Genomic DNA, 15284 nt, shown 5'->3' on the forward strand with positions numbered 1-15284 from the left:
CTGAGGACGCTTGGCTCCGTACTCAGGGGTACGCGCCGGACGAGGTCCGCGGGTCCCGGGCATGGCGGACACCGCTGTTCGTGTGACTGTCGGCCAGTGATCCTCGTTGGTCCACCGACCACCCATGCGAGTTCGGAGGGCACACATGACGCTGGGGCAGGGCATCTTCGCGGCGGTCGTCACAGCTGTGGTGGGCGTGCCCTTCGCGGGCCTGATCGCCGGCTGGGGGGTCGGGGACACGAGACCGGAAGCGAGCCCGCCCCGGGGCGGCGGATCCGCCACGGACGTCAAGCGCGTCACTCTGGACAAGGACACGGCGGACACGCGCGACGGCTGGGACGGCGAGGCGACCCTGGGCTGCTGCGTCGCCCTCGCCGTCGTCGTGGCCATGGTGCTGGTGGAACTGGCGGTGGCCGACCCGGGGCCGAACGATGGCCATGTCCGGGCGGTCGCCACCCTTCCGGTGCTGATGGCGGCGGCGGTACCGGTTTTGCGGTACCGCAAGGGCGCACGCGGTCTGCTGCTGGCGGTGCACGCGTCGGGCGCGCTGACGCTGGCAGCGGCGTGTCTGAGCGTCGCCGCCTTCGTCACCGGACCGCCGCCGTACGCGACGGGGTGGATCCTGCTCGCCGTCGCCGCGGCAGGTGTGGCCACCACGTCCGTCCTGGCCCTGGTCCGGGCACAGGTGACGCTCACGGTGGTGCCGGTCGCCGTCGCCGTACTGGTCGCCGTGTTCGGCGCGATCGCACACTCCGTGTACGACTCGCCGGGCTACGCCATGCGCTTCGGGCAACCCGTGCGCATGCCGTTGCCCTCCCACTGCGTGGCGGGCGAGGGGATGGGGTGCGTCATCACGTGGAACGAGGCGCAGCACGGGTCGTCCCCCGCCTTCGCCCAGGATCAGGTCGTCACCGTCCACTTCAGCCCGGAGGGCAGGGACCGTTACGGGCATTACTACCGGCTCGGCGGTTTCTACAAGCCCGGAGACGACAACGACCCGACTCTGGCCTTCCTGGACACCCAGGCCGTCGGGGACGACGCGTACGTGACCCTCGGCTATCGGGCCGACTCTTTCACGCCGTTGGGGCGGTTGCGTCTGCCGGGGCTGATGTGGGCGGCGCTTCCTCTCCTCCTGTGCCCGCTGGCGCTGCATCTGTTCCTCGTCAGGGACAGGGCGGCGCAGCCGCTGCGGCGGCGCCGGACGGCTGGTGCCGGAGGGGCGCCGGCGGTGACTCGGCACGGCGAGCGGGTGTGAGTGGTGAGCCCGGAACAGGCCGCCGTCATGAGGACACGTGGCTCCGGCCCCCGCGCCCGGGCACTCCTGTCCGGTGCCGCCCTGCTGACAGCGGGCGTCCTGGCCGCCGGCCTGCTGACGCCCTCCGCGCAGGCGTCGAGTTCGGCGGCCACGAGGCTGCCCGCCGCCGCGTCGTCGGCCGACCCGGGACGCGAACACGCGGAGATCGCCCGGAAGGTCATGGCGGACCCACTCGGCCGGGCGGGCATGGAGGCCCACGAGGCGCTCCACGTGGAGGACGGCGGCCGCAACCTCGCGATCATCTGGTTCGACGTGACCGACTTCCCCCGCCACGTCTACCGGAGGATCACCAAGCAGTTCGACAACCTCGACTTCGGTATCGGTCTTCCTGGCAGCAGCGGGAAGACCGACCGGCGCCGCTACGAAGGGCGCGGAAGAGTGCTGCGTCACGCGGGCAAGGAAGCGCTGTTCGAGCGCCTGGGGATGTCGCCGGACCGAACCGTCCTGGAACTCATCGCGGTCAACGTTCCGGTGAGCCGTACGGAGGGGGCGTACGACGCGGCCGGAGTGCATTCGGAGGCCCTGATCTACGAGAAGATCCTGCGGCCGTTCCTGCGGCAACTCGGTCTGTCCGCCGAAGAGGCCGACACGCTCCTGGGCAAGGCCGTCGGGGGATTCTCCGACCGTGCGCGCTGTCCCGCGTGTCACTGCGGCGAGGATCACCGGCGCCGTTCGGCCGGGTCCAGGGTTGCCCAGGGACCCGGCCGCGTGCTGGTCGGCTCGGACGGTCGTGGAGTCGACCGACACCAGCCCCTCGATGTCACCGGTCGCGTCGGCCTCGGCCTGGGCGGCTCTGAGCATGCCCTCGAAGGTGTCGTCCTTGGCCCACCGGCGGAAGCGGGTGTGGAGCGTGGCCCAGGAGCCGAACCGATCGGCACGTCCCGCCAGACCACCCCGGTCCGGAACTGCCACACGATCCCGTGGCGACGTATCACCCGGCCGTGATCCCCAACCGAAGACCCGACCGGCGTCACTGCCGGCTTGTCGCGTGAGGCGCGGAAGCGGTGTTGGCTCACTGCTCCTCGTCGGTGAGCCGATGCATAAGGCTGAGTCGGCAGGCAGGTCAGTGGTGTGGTGTGTCGTCGGAGGCGGAGCGGCGGCCTCCGATGGAGGTGATCAAGGCGTCTGCCACGATCGCGGCGTCTGCCTCGGCGATTTCTGCCGGGTATTCCGGGAGGAGGTCGTCCCAGACGGGCATCCACGATCCGTAGAGCTGGGTCTGTCCTTCGGGCCGGGCGAAGAACCAGATGTGCAGGTGCGCGCCTCCGTCTCCGATGCGGTAGACGTGGGCCCGCGAGATGTGTGGCAGGGCCTGTACGTGGCGGACGATGTGGGTGGACAGGACCCCGAGCTCGGCCGCGAGCTCATCGGGGAGGTCGGCCATGTCGTAGTGCTCGATCGGGTGCAGCATGAGCACCAGGGGCACACCGACTCCCGTGATCCGGGTGAGGCGCCAATTGTCGTTGAACCAGATCCCGTCGCCGCGTGCGCGGCATGACTCGCAGTTCGACGGGTCCTCGCCGTGTCGCGGAGGCTCGGGCAGGACCGGAGGGCGCAGTGGTGCGACGCGCAGTCCGTCGGGTTCGAACGGGCTGATGTCCCAGCCTGTCATGCGGGCGAGAGGGAGCCGGCGCTCGCCATCCGCGGCGGTGCGTGCGTGGTCGTAGAACTCGTCAGGTCGCAAAGCCATGGTGCGAAGGTTAGTTCGGCATCGGTATGCGGTGAGGGCCGGGGTGCTGTGGCCGTCAGGAGAAACGCATCGGGGGGCGACGGCGATGAGGGGCATGGCGCAGAATGGTCGGCCGATGCCACAGCCTGCGGAGATGAGGGCCCGACGTGCGTGTGTCGTTGTCGACGTATCGGGGACTCGGTGACGTCGAATCAGTGGTGGGACCGGCGGTGCGGTTCGCGGGTGCCCGGTGCGGAGGTGCGGGGTGCGCGCCGCACGACTGGGGACGAGCGGGCAGGCGACTCGTCGGAGGGAAGACGACCAGGGATGGTGCGATGGAGTGGGAGACGTCGGTGAACCGATCGGCCACTGCAGTACGACGGAGCACGGCTGCCTCGGAGGGATCACGATGACCGATCAGTACGTGTGGGATCTCCAGGAGGTCGACGAGACGCAGGTCGCGCTCGTCGGCGGCAAGGGCGCGCACCTGGGCGAGCTGTCGAAGATCGACGGCATCCGCGTGCCGGGTGGGTTCTGCGTGACGACGGACGCCTTCCGGCGGATCATGGCGGAAGCGCCGTCGATCGACGAATTGCTCGATCGGTTGTCGCGCGAGAACCCGGAGGACCGGGAGGCGATCCGCGCGCTCAGCGCGCAGATTCGTCTGACCATCGAGGGGACTGTCATCCCGGGCGATCTCGTGTCGGCGATCACCCGCGAGCTCGCCCGGCTCGGCGAGCAGGCCGCCTGCGCCGTCCGATCCAGCGCGACGGCGGAGGACCTGCCGACGGCCTCCTTCGCCGGCCAGCAGGACACGTACCTGAACATCGTGGGGCCGACGGCGATCCTCCAGCACGTCAGCCGCTGCTGGGCATCGCTGTTCACCGAGCGGGCCGTGACCTACCGCCGGCGGAACGGCATCGATCACCGTACGGTCCACATGGCCGTGGTCGTGCAGCGGATGGTCTTCCCGCACGCGGCCGGCGTCCTGTTCACAGCCGACCCCGTCACGGGCAACCGCAAGGTCGCCACCGTGGACGCGGGCTTCGGCCTCGGCGAGGCCCTGGTCTCCGGCCTGGTGAACCCGGACCACTTCAAGGTGCGGGACGGCCAGGTCGTCGCCAAGGCGATCTCCGTCAAACAGCGTGCCGTTCACGCCCTGCCGACCGGCGGTACGCGGGAAGTGGCGATCGACTCGCAGCGGCAGGAGGAGCCGGCCCTCACGGACTCCCAGGCCGTGCGGCTCGTGCAGCTCGGGCGACGGATCGAGGCGCACTTCGGACGCCCGCAGGACATCGAATGGTGCCTGGTCGACGACGACTTCCAGATCGTTCAGAGTCGGCCGATCACCACGCTGTTCCCCGTCCCCGCACCCGCCCCCGAGACCGGCGGGCAGGAGAATCACGTCTACGTCTCCGTCGGCCATCAGCAGATGATGACCGACCCCATGAGGCCCCTGGGGTTCTCCATGTGGCAGCTGACGGCCATGGTGCCGATGCACGAGGCGGGCGGGAGGCTGTTCGTGGATGTCACCCGGCGCCTGGCCTCGCCCGCGAGCCGTGCCGGCCTCCTGGACGTCATAGGGAGGGGAGATCCGCTGGTCAGGGATGCTCTGGAGACCGTCCTCGACCGCGACGACTTCGTCCCGTCCCTCCCGGACGCGGGTCCCGGCGGGCCACCGGCCGGCGGTGCGCCCGCCCCGATCGAGACCGATCCGGCCGTCGTCACCGCGCTGATCGAGCGCAGCCGGGTGTCCATCGCCACCTTGGAGCGGGACATCCGGACGAAGAGCGGACCGGCGCTGTTCGACTTCCTGCTGGAGGCCTTCGAGGAGCACAAGCGGGTCCTCGGCGATCCGCTGAGCTTTCAGGCGATCATGGCGGGGATGGAGGCCACGTGGTGGCTCAACGACAAGCTGCGGGAGTGGCTCGGCGAGAAGAACGCGGCTGACACCCTGACGCTGTCCGCCCCCGACAACATCACGTCGGAGATGGGACTGGCGCTGCTCGACGTAGCCGACGTGATCCGTCCGCGGCCGGAGGTGGTGGCGTTCCTGCAGGGCGGCGTCGAGGACGAAGGCTTCCTGGACGAGCTGGCGAAGCTCGACGGCGGGACCGAAGCGCGCGACGCCATTGAGGCCTACCTCGATCGGTACGGCATGCGCTGTGTCGGCGAGATCGACATCACGAGGCCCCGTTGGCGCGAGCACCCCGCCACGATCGTGCCCGTCATCCTCGACAACGTCAGGAACTTCGAGCCGGGTGCCGCCGGGCGGCGCTTCGAGCAAGGCCGGCAGAAGGCGCGGAAGAAGGAACAGGACGTGCTGTCCCGCTTGCGGGCCCTGCCGGACGGTGACCGGAAGGCCGACGAGGCCAAGCGGATGATCGACCGGGTGAGAACCTTCATCGGGTACCGGGAGTACCCGAAGTACGGCATCGTCAGCCGCTACTTCGTCTACAAGCAGGCCCTGCTGGAGGAGGCCGAGCGCCTTGTGCAGGCCGACGTGATTCCTGAGAAGGAGGACATCTTCTACCTCACGTTCCAGGAGCTCCACGACGTCGTGCGCTCGCACCAGGTGGACGGCCGGCTCATCCAGCAGCGCAAGGACGCGTTCCGGTCGTACCACGCGCTCACACCTCCGCGGGTGCTCACATCGGATGGCGAGGCCGTCACCGGGGCGTACCGGCGCGACGACGTGCCGGCCGGCGCTCTGGCCGGCCTACCGGTCTCCGCCGGGACCGTCGAGGGAAGGGCCCGCGTCGTCCTTGACATGGCCGATGCCGATCTCGAAGCGGGCGACATCCTGGTCACGACCTTCACGGACCCCAGCTGGTCGCCGCTGTTCGTCGGCATCGCGGGCCTGGTGACGGAAGTGGGCGGCCTGATGACGCATGGCGCGGTGATCGCCCGGGAGTACGGCCTGCCGGCCGTCGTGGGCGTGGAACAGGCCACCCGGCTGATCCGGGACGGGCAGCGGATCCGCGTGCACGGAACCGACGGGTACGTCGAGATCCTGCCCTGACGAGAGCAGAAAGACTGTGGGCCATGGCGGTCAACGTCCCCGGCCGTTCGGGGGAACCACGTTCCGGCCGGGCCGTCCTCCCACCCGGCGCGGGCATCGTCGACGAAACGAAAGAGAGACACGATGCCGCTCTATCTGTCGAGGTTCAGCTACACGCCGGAGACGTGGGCGAGGCTGATCGGCCACCCTGAGGACCGAGCACAGGCCGCTGAGGCGTACATCGAGTCCGTCGGCGGGAAGCTGCACGGCTTCTGGTACGCCTTCGGCACGCACGACGGCTACAACCTCTGGGAAGCGCCGGACAACGTGTCGATGGCCGCGGTCGCGCTGGCGATCAGCGGAGGCGGCGCGCTCAGCTCGTTCGAGACGACCGTTCTCCTGAGCGTCGATGAAACGCTGGATGCTCTGCGCAGAGCAGAGCACATCCGGTATCGGGCTCCGGGCGCGTAACAGCCCGCGAGCCGGCCTGCCGACGCGGGCGGCCAACAGCGGAAGCGCACTCTGATCAGCAGGCAGTCGCCGGGCAGACCGAGCAGATAGGCGTCGGCGAACCCGAAGTACCCCTTGCCGTGGTTCTCGGACTGCTCCTGCCAGACATCCGTGGACACGTCCAGCCACCGCCCGTCCACGGTGAGAAGCGCATCAGTCGTGTTCACCTGCGTGCTCGCCCGCCGGACATGGCCGTCCTCGGACCCTGAGAAACGCGCGACCGGGTCGTACATGTCCGTGGTCAGGGCCAGGACGCGAGGGTCCCCGGGAACGGCCCGGATGACGTCCTGTTCCTCGAAGAGTCCGCGGAAGCGGGCATCGGGGCCCGTTCCGTGGAGCTCGTTGAACTCCTGCCGGAAGTCGTCCATGGTGCGGGCGGGAGGGAAGGCGCTCGCGTACTCGTGCCAGGTCCGCCATTCCTCACGCGCCCGCGCCGCCACGGCGTCGCGTGCCGTGTCGAGGTCCAGGAGCCCCCGCGGCCCCCCGTCGCAGAGCGACGGGGGGAGCGGCGGGGTCGCGGACGGTCCGGGGAGGTGTTCCCCCCGGATCAGCCGCGGGTCGTACTCGGCCCCGGGCCGAACCGCGAAAGGAGACCGGCCGCCGATGCCCCAGCTGTCCCACTCGCCCTGCCGGGAGCCGGCGGCACCGTTCATGTCGAACGGGGCCATGGCGCGGTCGACCGCGGCATGGACTGCCGGTACGTCCGTGGGCGGGAGGCAGACCGTGAGCATCTCGATGGCCATGGGAACTCTTCTCTCGGGCGGGCGGGGCCTGTGTCAGGCAGGGCCCGTCAGGCAGGCCCTGCCTGACAGGACTGTCAGGCGGGTCCGGGGTCGGGCGCGAACGGATAGGAGTCGAAGCGGAACCCGAACGGATCCACCGTGTCCAGAGCCATCTCGATCGCCCCATTCTTCCAGCCGTAGCTACGGACGTAGAGCGGGCTCTGCAGCGCTGTGAGGAACACGAACGGGCCACCTCGTACGCGGGGACCGCTGAGCGACCGGCTGACGACCTTTCCGCCCTGTGACTTGCCGGTGCCGGTGACGGGAGCGGGTTCGACCGGCGCCTTGTACACGCGCTGGTTGTCGAAGCCGCTCGACGGATGGATCACGCGCACTCTGGGGTCGTTCTTGAACATCTCCGCCATCTCGGCGGCCCGTTCCGCCGAGGGGGCGACGTAGACGACCTTCTCCGTCTGGACCTTCTTGCTGTGCATCTTGTTCTGGATGCTGTCGGCGGTCTGCAGCGCCGTCGAGTTGAGGTTGGTCGAGAGGGCGTCGTGCGACTCCAGGGAGACGATCTTCCCGTTGACGAAGGTCGCCTTCACGTAGTCCGAGGTCGATCCCACGACCACGTGCTTGCCGGTGGCGGCGTCGTCGGTGTATCCCTTCGGCGATCCGCTGCCGTCGTCCAGTTGGTGGAAGTAGACCTCGCCGTTCTGGAAGTTGGCGTCGACGTGCTTCCCGGCGGCCTTGAGGTCGTCGTTGAGGGCCTTCCAGGCGACGTCTCCGGACCCGTCGCCTCCCTTCGCCTCCGGCCTGTACCCCAGCGTGTGCGTCATGCCGCGCTGGTCGGTGATCGTTCCGGTGGTCACTCCGTCGGCGTGGAGCACCAGGTTTCTGGAACACCTTCCTCACCATCGGCTAGCGCCGCGACACACCCAGGCATCCGTGCAGCGAGACCGCAGCTCCAGAACCGCGGACTCGCTGCACGGGCGCCCGCGCCGTGCATCCGGCTCCTGCTTTCGGCCAGCGGGAGCACGCATGAGGCCCGGATCCACAGGATCCGGGCCTCATGTCACTTCAGTAGCGGGGACAGGATTTGAACCTGCGACCTCTGGGTTATGAGCCCAGCGAGCTACCGAGCTGCTCCACCCCGCGTCGGTAGGCTCAACACTACGCCACCCACGGCGCCCCCAGGACCAGTCCTCGTCGTCACCCTCGCTACATGCCCCCGGCGACGCGCAGAACCGCGCCGGTCGTGTAGGCGGCGTCAGTGGACAGGAGCCAGGAGACGGCGCCGGCGACCTCCTCGGGCTGCCCGGCCCGGCCCATGGGGATGTTGGCGGCGACCTTGGCGGGCCGTTCGGGGTCCGCGTGGAAGTCCGTGACCATTTGATCGATGATCGATCATGCTACTCATCGGTCCGGGAAGACCTCCCGCCCATCCTCGGCGACACGGGCACCGGGCCTTGCCATCGGGACCGTTCATCTCGCTACTGGTGGGATGACGAGAAGAAGACGACCAGCCCGTACGGTGCCCCTGTTGAGAGCCGCAGCCGCTGCCCTGGCGTCGGCGCTGCTGATCACCGCGACGACGACCGCCGCGACGGCCGACAGCGGCAGCCCGGAGGCACAGAGGTGGAAGCCGACGTTACGGCCGCACGCCACGATCGCCCCAGGACAGATGCGGTCCGACAGCGACCGGTTGCCCAAGGGGTTCAGCAAGGCGCAGGCCGACAAGGCGGAGACGATGGAGGCCCGCGCCACGGACGGGTGCCAGGTGTACTGGCCTGCCCCCTACGAAGTCTGTGGCGCGATCCGCGACAAGTACAACGAGCTCGGCGGCCCGAGCAGCTTCCTGTCGTTCCCGAACTCCAACGAGCTGACGAACCCCGACGGGGTCGGCAAACGCACCGAGTTCATCAACGGGCCGATCTACTGGTCCCCGCAGGGCGGCGCGCACCCGGTCGTCAACCACTTCTTCGCGGCGTGGGCCCGTAACGGCTGGGAGGCCGGACCGATCGGCTACCCCACATCGGACGAGATCGTGAACCCCGACGGTGTCGGACGCCGGCAGCACTTCGCATCCGGTGACATCTACTGGAAGCTGAACGAGGCGTACGCCGTGCGCGGCGCGATCCGCGACAAGTGGGCCGAAGCCGGATGGGAGGCCGGCTACCTTGGCTACCCCACATCCGACGAGTTCGCCACGCCGGACGGGATCGGCAGCGGCGCCAGGTTCGAGCGCGGAATGATCTACTGGACTGCCGCGTACGGAGCGCACCCGGTCAGCGGCGGGCTGCTGACCAAGTGGGAGCTGTCCGGCTACGAGAAGGGCCCGTACGGGTATCCGGTCGCGGACCAGCAGCCGCGTGGATCATCGTGGGATCAGGACTTCCAGTTCGGGACGATGGGGTTTCCGACCGATCCGGTCGCGGCCGTCGACCCCGACGACGGGGACGCGGACCCGATCGTGGGCGACGAGGTCCCGGTGACGTGGGGGGACTTCGCCGTCGACGCCAACACCGAAGGTGTCGGCGGGCCGGTGATCCAGGAGGGGCCCGGCTCGCTGGAGCCCTGCGTCGCGGGCGAGTCCTGCATGCACACGACGCCGGTCTCCGACGAGGACCCGCCGGACGATCCGATCATCGACGGCCCCGATACGCAGGGGACGTTCATCTCCCCGCTGTGCCTCGACAAGCCGTGGGACGGGCAGTGGCGTATGGAGCGTAAGCACGCGTGCATGATCTGGAAGGACCTGGCCGTCGATGTCATGACCAGGGGCACCGAGACCGGGTCGATCCCCTTCACCGTGAAGACCGGTGTCCTGACGTCACACAAGTCGGGCGAGTTCCAGCAGGAGTTCCGCGTCGACTTCCACGGCCTGACGGGGAAGACGGGCAAGCCCACGTTCCGGTACAAGCTCACGTACAACAACACGCCTGCCGGGTCGTACAGCGTCGACGGAGCCGACGACGGGTCGCTGATCAAATCGGGCCAGTCGAAAGTCATCGTCGTGAAGTGGAAGCAACAGGCGATGGCCGACCAGGCGCTGAAGTACCCGGTCGTCAACATCGAGTGGAACTTCGGGAACCTGGACCCCGACATCATCCCCGGCACGCGGTGGGGCAACATCCGAGTCGCCACCGTTCGGTGCGATTCCACGATGAAGCTGTCCAACGGGAAGTTCCGTCAGGGGTGCGTGTTCTACGGGGCGAAGCCCGAGTTCAAGCTGACGTCCGTCACCCCCGAACAGACCTGGCACGTCGCCGAGGCGATCGCATCCGGTCTTCCCGGTTCGGCCGGCAGGCCTCTTCACCGGCAGGCCGACAAGTCCAAGCGGGACATCAACCGTCAGCAGTCCTGCCCCCGCAAGGGCCCGGTCGCTGACGCCCGACGCCTGGCGGGCCGGTCCTGCGACGAATACCCGTTCGCGTCCAGCAACGAAGGCGCAGCGGCCCATCCCGATCTGGGCCGCACCGTTCACGCCAACTGCAACGTCAAGGATCTGACGATCACCACCGGCCCGGACGGATACAGCGTCTGCATGATCGACGCGAAGCAGAACTCGCACAGCGGCAGTCTGCTGGGCAAGTTCTACGGCGAGGAACGCGTCATCGACCAGGACGCGTTCAGCCTGGCGACATCAGGCGGCACACAGCCCGGCATCCCGTAGCGCTCGGGTACAGCCGCCGCGCGCGACAGGAGGGGCCCCGCGGACCACGACGTCCGCGGGGCCCCTCTGTGTCGTGCGCGGCGGGTGGGTCTGGCGGGTGGGTCTGTTCGACGAGGAGGGCGGTCCGAGTCCGCCGGCCCCGGGATAAACTGCTCCGACGCCACCCCGACCGGAGGTCGTCTCAGTGTTCCCCGCCGCACGGGTACTTGCCGGTGCCCCGTTGGCTCTGGTGATTCTCGCTCTGACCGGCTGCTCTTCCCTCTTGTGCACCGACACGACGGCGGCTCGCGGTGAGGCCGGTGTCAGGGTGCAGGTCGAGGACACGTCCGGGCGGCCTCTCGGCGTCACCGCCGAGGTCGTCGACTGGCGCCTTGAGCCCCACCCGCAGGTGCCCTCCCAAGGTGACCGGGTCCACTTCCACTACCGCTTCGACGGCGCCGACGAGAGATCCGGCCCTGCGGTGGACGCCTGCGCGGTCGACAAGGACCGCGTGGCGCTGGGATGCCAGACGGTCTACTCGTCTCAGGCGTTCGGGCCGGACGGTGCCCTCACGGGCGACGACTGGCTCTCCGTCGAGCACCCTGAGCAGGTTGCCGGCGTGCTGTTGATCCCCAATGACCAGTCCTACGTCGGACGATCCTGCGAGCAGGACATCAAGGACGGTGGCGGGCCGCATCCTCCGGAACCAGCCGGCAGGGGTGACCAGCTGTAGGGGGGCAAGGCGGTTGAGCGCGGGGCTCGGGTCTGCCGGTGCCTTGAGTCGCATGATCCGCCGGACAGCACCTAGTGGTGTGGGTGGCTGTTGAGTCGGGCGGCCTGTTGGGTGAGGTGGTTGCGTTCGGGCAGGTTGGGTGCGTGGTGGGCGGCTTCCGCGTACAGGCGCGCGGCGGTGGCGTGGTCGCCGGCTCGTTCGTGGAGGTAGGCGGTTGCGGCGGTGTGGCGGGGGAGTGCGGGGTCCAGGGCTGCGAGCGCGGTGAGGCCGGCGTGGGGTCCGTCGGCTTCGCCGATGGCGATGGCGCGGTTGAGACGGGCGATGGGGTTGTCCGTGAGGCGGATGAGTTCGTCGTACCACTCGACGATCTGGACCCAGTCGGTTTCCTCGGTGGTCGGGGCGTCGGCGTGGAGTGCGGCGATCGCCGCTTGGGCCTGGTACTCGCCGAGCCGGTCGCGGGCGAGGGCGGCTTGCAGGATGGAGATGCCTTCGGCGATGGCGGTGGTGTCCCATCGGCTGCGGTCCTGCTCGGCGAGGGGGATGAGGCTGCCGTCGGGTGTGGTGCGGGCCGTGTGCCGGGCGTGGTGAAGGAGCATGAGGGCGAGGAGTCCCGCGACCTCGGGGTGGTCGATGGTGGTCGCGAGTTGGCGGGTGAGGCGGATGGCCTCGGCGGCGAGGTCGATGTCGCCGGAGTAGCCCTCGTTGAAGACGAGGTAGAGGACGCGCAGCACGGTGGCGACGTCGCCGGGCCGGTCGAGACGGACGCCGGAGACGGTGCGTTTGGCGCGGCTGATGCGCTGCGCCATGGTCGTTTCTGGGACGAGGTAGGCCTGGGCGATCTGCCGGGTCGTCAGTCCGCCGACGGCGCGCAGGGTGAGCGCGACGGCGGACGAGGGGGTGAGGGCGGGGTGGGCGCACAGGAAGTAGAGCTGGAGCGTGTCGTCGGCGTCGGCCGCGGGCCCGGCCGGGGGTTGCTGGTCGAGGCGCTCCTCGCGCCTGCGGCGGGCGGTGTCCGCGCGGGTGGCGTCGAGGAATTTGCGCCAGGCGACGGTGACGAGCCAACCCTTGGGGTCGTGTGGTGGTTGGTCGGGCCAGAGGCGGACGGCTTCGATGAGGGCGTCCTGTACGGCGTCCTCGGCCGCCGCGAAGTCGGCTCCGCGGCGGACGAGGACGGTGAGGACGCTCGGCGTGAGGGTGCGCAGCAGGGCGTCGTTCATGGAGGACGTCACTCGGTGATGGTGGGGGGCGAGGTGAGGAACGGGCGCACTTCGAGCCATTCGTGGATGGGCTTGCCGCCGGCACCGGGGGCGGCGGAGAGTTCTCCGGCGAGTTCGAGGGCGCGTTCGTACGTGTCGACGTCGATGACCATCCAGCCGGCGATGAGGTCCTTGGTCTCGGCGAACGGTCCGTCGGTGACCGGCGGGCGGCCTTCGCCGTCGTAGCGGACGAAGGTTCCTTCGGGGGCGAGGGCCTGGCCGTCGATGAACTCGCCGGTCTTCTCGAGCCGGGCGGCGAAGTCTTGCATGTACTGGATGTGGTCGGTGATCTCCTGCGGAGTCCACTGGTCCATGGGGACGTCGTTGGCGGAGGCCGGGGCGCCGCGGTAGTGCTTGAGAAGCAGGTACTTGGCCATGGTGGTTCTCCTCGGTGTGGTGCGGCCCATTGTGGCCGTGTTCACTACGGGGACGGAGCGGGCCACGGCTTCTCGACATCGCCGCCCGATCTTTTTCCGGCCCCGGCTCCGGCGCTCTCCGGCCCAGGCGTGTCGTCGTGCGGGGGCGGTTCCTCCGAGGTGCCTGGGTGACTTCAAAGTGCGTTCTTCCCCGGTTCCCCGGGGCGTCGCATGATTCCTGTGGTGACGAAAGGTAACCGGGTCGGTTCGGGTCTTCACGACCTCCCTCGCCCTTTCTCGCCTGTGTCTCAAGAGGATTCCGCTCGTCCGCGTCAGGGGTGCGGGCGGTCGTCTTCGTTGGTTCCTCTGTGTGCAAGGAGAGATTTCTGTGTCCAGTGTGGATTCGTTCTCGGGCGGCGGTACGGGCCGTATGAGCGGGCGCGCGTGGGGTGTGCTGTTCGTGTTGTGCGGCGCGATCTTCCTCGAAGGCATCGACGTGGCCATGCTGAATGTGGCGCTGCCGTCGATCCGTGAGGATCTGGGGATGTCGACGGGCATGCTTCAGTGGGTGATGAGCGCCTATGTGCTGGGTTACGGCGGGTTCATGCTGCTGGGCGGCCGGGCGGCGGATCTGTTCGGGCGCCGCCGGATGTTCATCGGGTGGCTTGTGGTGTTCCTGCTGTTCTCCGGCTTGGGCGGGTTCGCCACGGAGGGCTGGATGCTGATCGTCGCCCGGTTCGTGACGGGCGTCGCCGCCGCGTTCATGACTCCGGCGGGCCTGTCCATCATCACCACCGGTTTCGAGGAGGGCCCGCAGCGCAACAAGGCCCTGCTGGTGTATTCCGGGACCGCGGCCGGCGGTTTCTCCGTCGGTCTGGTCGTGGGTGGTCTGCTCGCCGCCGTCGACTGGCGCTGGGTCTTCTTCGCCCCGGTGATCCTCACGCTCCTCATCCTTGTCGCGGCCCTCGTCCTCATCCCGAAGTCGCCGCGCCCGGACCGTGCAGGGCAGGGTGTGGACCTGGCCGGCGCGCTCACCGTCACCGGCGCGATCCTGCTCCTCGTCTTCGGTGTCGAGCGCGCGGCGCACGCCTCCGCGGCCTGGACGGCGGCCACGATCGCCGGAGGCCTGGCCCTCCTGGCCGTGTTCGTCGCCATCGAGCGCAGGTCGGCCTCGCCGCTGGTACGCCTGGGGATCTTCCGCAGCGGTTCGCTGGTCCGCGCGAACCTGGCGGGCATGCTGTTCGCGGCGGGCTTCTTCGGATTCCAGTTCATCGCGGTGCTCTACCTGCAGGAGCTGCGCGGCTGGTCGGCGCTGCAGACCAGTTTCGCCCTGATCGTCATCGGTGTGGACGCCGTGTTGTCCCCGACGCTGACCCCCCGGCTCGTGGCCCGGTTCGGCAACGCCCGGGTGATCTTCGCCGGCCTGCTCCTGGCGGCCCTGGCCTACGCCCTGTTCCTGCCGGTCAGCGCGGACTGGACGTACCTGGCGATGTTCCCGAGCCTGATCATCCTGGGCCTGGCCTTCTCCCTGGCCTATGGGCCGCTCACCATCCTGGCGACCGACGGCGTCGCGGAGGAGGAACAGGGGGTGGCCGGCGGCCTGCTGTACACGTCGTTCCAGTTCGGCGCCGCGCTCGGCCTGTCCTTCGTCGCCGCCGTCGACATCGCCGCGACGGACGGTACGTCCCCGGCGGCGCTCCTGGAGGGCTACCGGGCGGCCCTGGTCGTGCCGCTGGTCGCCGCGCTCGCCGCCACCGTCATCAGCGCCTTCGGCCTGCGCACCCGGGCCCGGCCCCACTCCCTGTCGCAGGCAGGGGACGGCGGCGCCGGCACCGGCCCCGTACCCGACACGGCCCCGGCCCGGGGCCCGGTGTCCGACCAGGGCGTGCCGGCCGAGGTGGCGAGGTAGCCGCCGCCCGCGTACACGGAACGGCAGAACGGCAGAACAACCGAATCGACGACGACGGGGTGGGTGGGGGGGGGGGCGCCGCCGCCGGGGGCTTATGAAAAAATAAGAGCACACCAGACACAAAACAAACAAAGAATATCAAGTGGGGGTGAGTAAGT

General features: G+C 69.3%; 11 protein-coding genes, 1 tRNA gene and 1 pseudogene. 7 read left to right on the forward strand and 6 right to left on the reverse strand.

The features are described from left to right. Positions 1 to 145: 145 nt before the first annotated feature. Positions 146 to 1255 carry a hypothetical protein gene (locus tag ACFC0G_RS35320; RefSeq protein WP_376411737.1) on the forward strand — a complete coding sequence of 370 codons (1110 nt, stop codon included), beginning with the start codon at positions 146 to 148 and terminating at the stop codon, positions 1253 to 1255. A 27-nt stretch (positions 1256 to 1282) separates the two neighbouring features. Further along, on the forward strand, positions 1283 to 2260 hold the full coding sequence (locus tag ACFC0G_RS35325; RefSeq protein WP_376411740.1) for a hypothetical protein: 978 nt from the start codon (positions 1283 to 1285) through the stop codon (positions 2258 to 2260). A 118-nt stretch (positions 2261 to 2378) separates the two neighbouring features. On the opposite strand, the gene ACFC0G_RS35330 is transcribed toward ACFC0G_RS35325, so the two are convergent. Further along, the gene (locus tag ACFC0G_RS35330) at positions 2379 to 3005 is read right to left on the reverse strand and encodes a hypothetical protein (protein ID WP_376411743.1); all 627 of its coding nucleotides are present in this window, start codon (positions 3003 to 3005) and stop codon (positions 2379 to 2381) included. A gap of 388 nt (positions 3006 to 3393) precedes the next feature. On the opposite strand from ACFC0G_RS35330, the gene rph reads away from it, so the two are divergent. Then, positions 3394 to 6006, forward strand: a complete 2613-nt coding sequence (gene rph, locus ACFC0G_RS35335; RefSeq protein ID WP_376411746.1) for a rifamycin-inactivating phosphotransferase — start codon at positions 3394 to 3396, stop codon at positions 6004 to 6006. A gap of 123 nt (positions 6007 to 6129) precedes the next feature. Then, positions 6130 to 6456 carry a GYD domain-containing protein gene (locus ACFC0G_RS35340; protein WP_376411749.1) on the forward strand — a complete coding sequence of 109 codons (327 nt, stop codon included), beginning with the start codon at positions 6130 to 6132 and terminating at the stop codon, positions 6454 to 6456. An 856-nt stretch (positions 6457 to 7312) separates the two neighbouring features. Here ACFC0G_RS35340 and ACFC0G_RS35345 read toward each other — a convergent pair. From ACFC0G_RS35345 to ACFC0G_RS35355, 3 genes and pseudogenes are all read right to left on the reverse strand, one after another. Next, positions 7313 to 8107, reverse strand: coding sequence for a hypothetical protein (locus tag ACFC0G_RS35345; RefSeq protein ID WP_376411752.1), 795 nt, complete (start codon positions 8105 to 8107; stop codon positions 7313 to 7315). Between the two features lie 194 nt (positions 8108 to 8301). Next, positions 8302 to 8375: transfer RNA gene (locus tag ACFC0G_RS35350), tRNA-Met, on the reverse strand. Between the two features lie 63 nt (positions 8376 to 8438). Beyond that, positions 8439 to 8603, reverse strand: a pseudogene (locus ACFC0G_RS35355) (SDR family oxidoreductase); the annotation flags it as partial. Positions 8604 to 8760: 157 nt separating this feature from the next. On the opposite strand from ACFC0G_RS35355, the gene ACFC0G_RS35360 reads away from it, so the two are divergent. Together ACFC0G_RS35360 and ACFC0G_RS35365 are read left to right on the forward strand one after the other, a co-directional pair. Beyond that, a complete protein-coding gene (locus ACFC0G_RS35360) occupies positions 8761 to 10893 on the forward strand; it encodes a hypothetical protein (RefSeq protein WP_376411755.1) in 2133 nt (710 codons plus the stop codon). Between the two features lie 229 nt (positions 10894 to 11122). Then, positions 11123 to 11605, forward strand: coding sequence for a hypothetical protein (locus tag ACFC0G_RS35365; protein WP_376411770.1), 483 nt, complete (start codon positions 11123 to 11125; stop codon positions 11603 to 11605). 71 nt (positions 11606 to 11676) lie between these two features. Here ACFC0G_RS35365 and ACFC0G_RS35370 read toward each other — a convergent pair whose 3' ends face one another. Together ACFC0G_RS35370 and ACFC0G_RS35375 are read right to left on the reverse strand one after the other, a co-directional pair. Then, positions 11677 to 12822: an RNA polymerase sigma factor gene (locus tag ACFC0G_RS35370; protein ID WP_376411773.1), complete on the reverse strand. Its 1146-nt coding sequence runs from the start codon at positions 12820 to 12822 to the stop codon at positions 11677 to 11679. Positions 12823 to 12830: 8 nt separating this feature from the next. Continuing rightward, positions 12831 to 13238 carry a YciI family protein gene (locus ACFC0G_RS35375; RefSeq protein WP_376411758.1) on the reverse strand — a complete coding sequence of 136 codons (408 nt, stop codon included), beginning with the start codon at positions 13236 to 13238 and terminating at the stop codon, positions 12831 to 12833. Between the two features lie 409 nt (positions 13239 to 13647). Here ACFC0G_RS35375 and ACFC0G_RS35380 point away from each other — a divergent pair, with 409 nt between their 5' ends. Then, positions 13648 to 15126 (forward strand): MFS transporter, encoded by a 1479-nt coding sequence (locus tag ACFC0G_RS35380; protein ID WP_376411776.1) that lies wholly within the window; start codon positions 13648 to 13650, stop codon positions 15124 to 15126. Positions 15127 to 15284 lie beyond the last annotated feature (158 nt).

The organism is Streptomyces sp. NPDC056169, from assembly GCF_042268445.1.
Classification (GTDB): Bacteria; Actinomycetota; Actinomycetes; order Streptomycetales; family Streptomycetaceae; genus Streptomyces.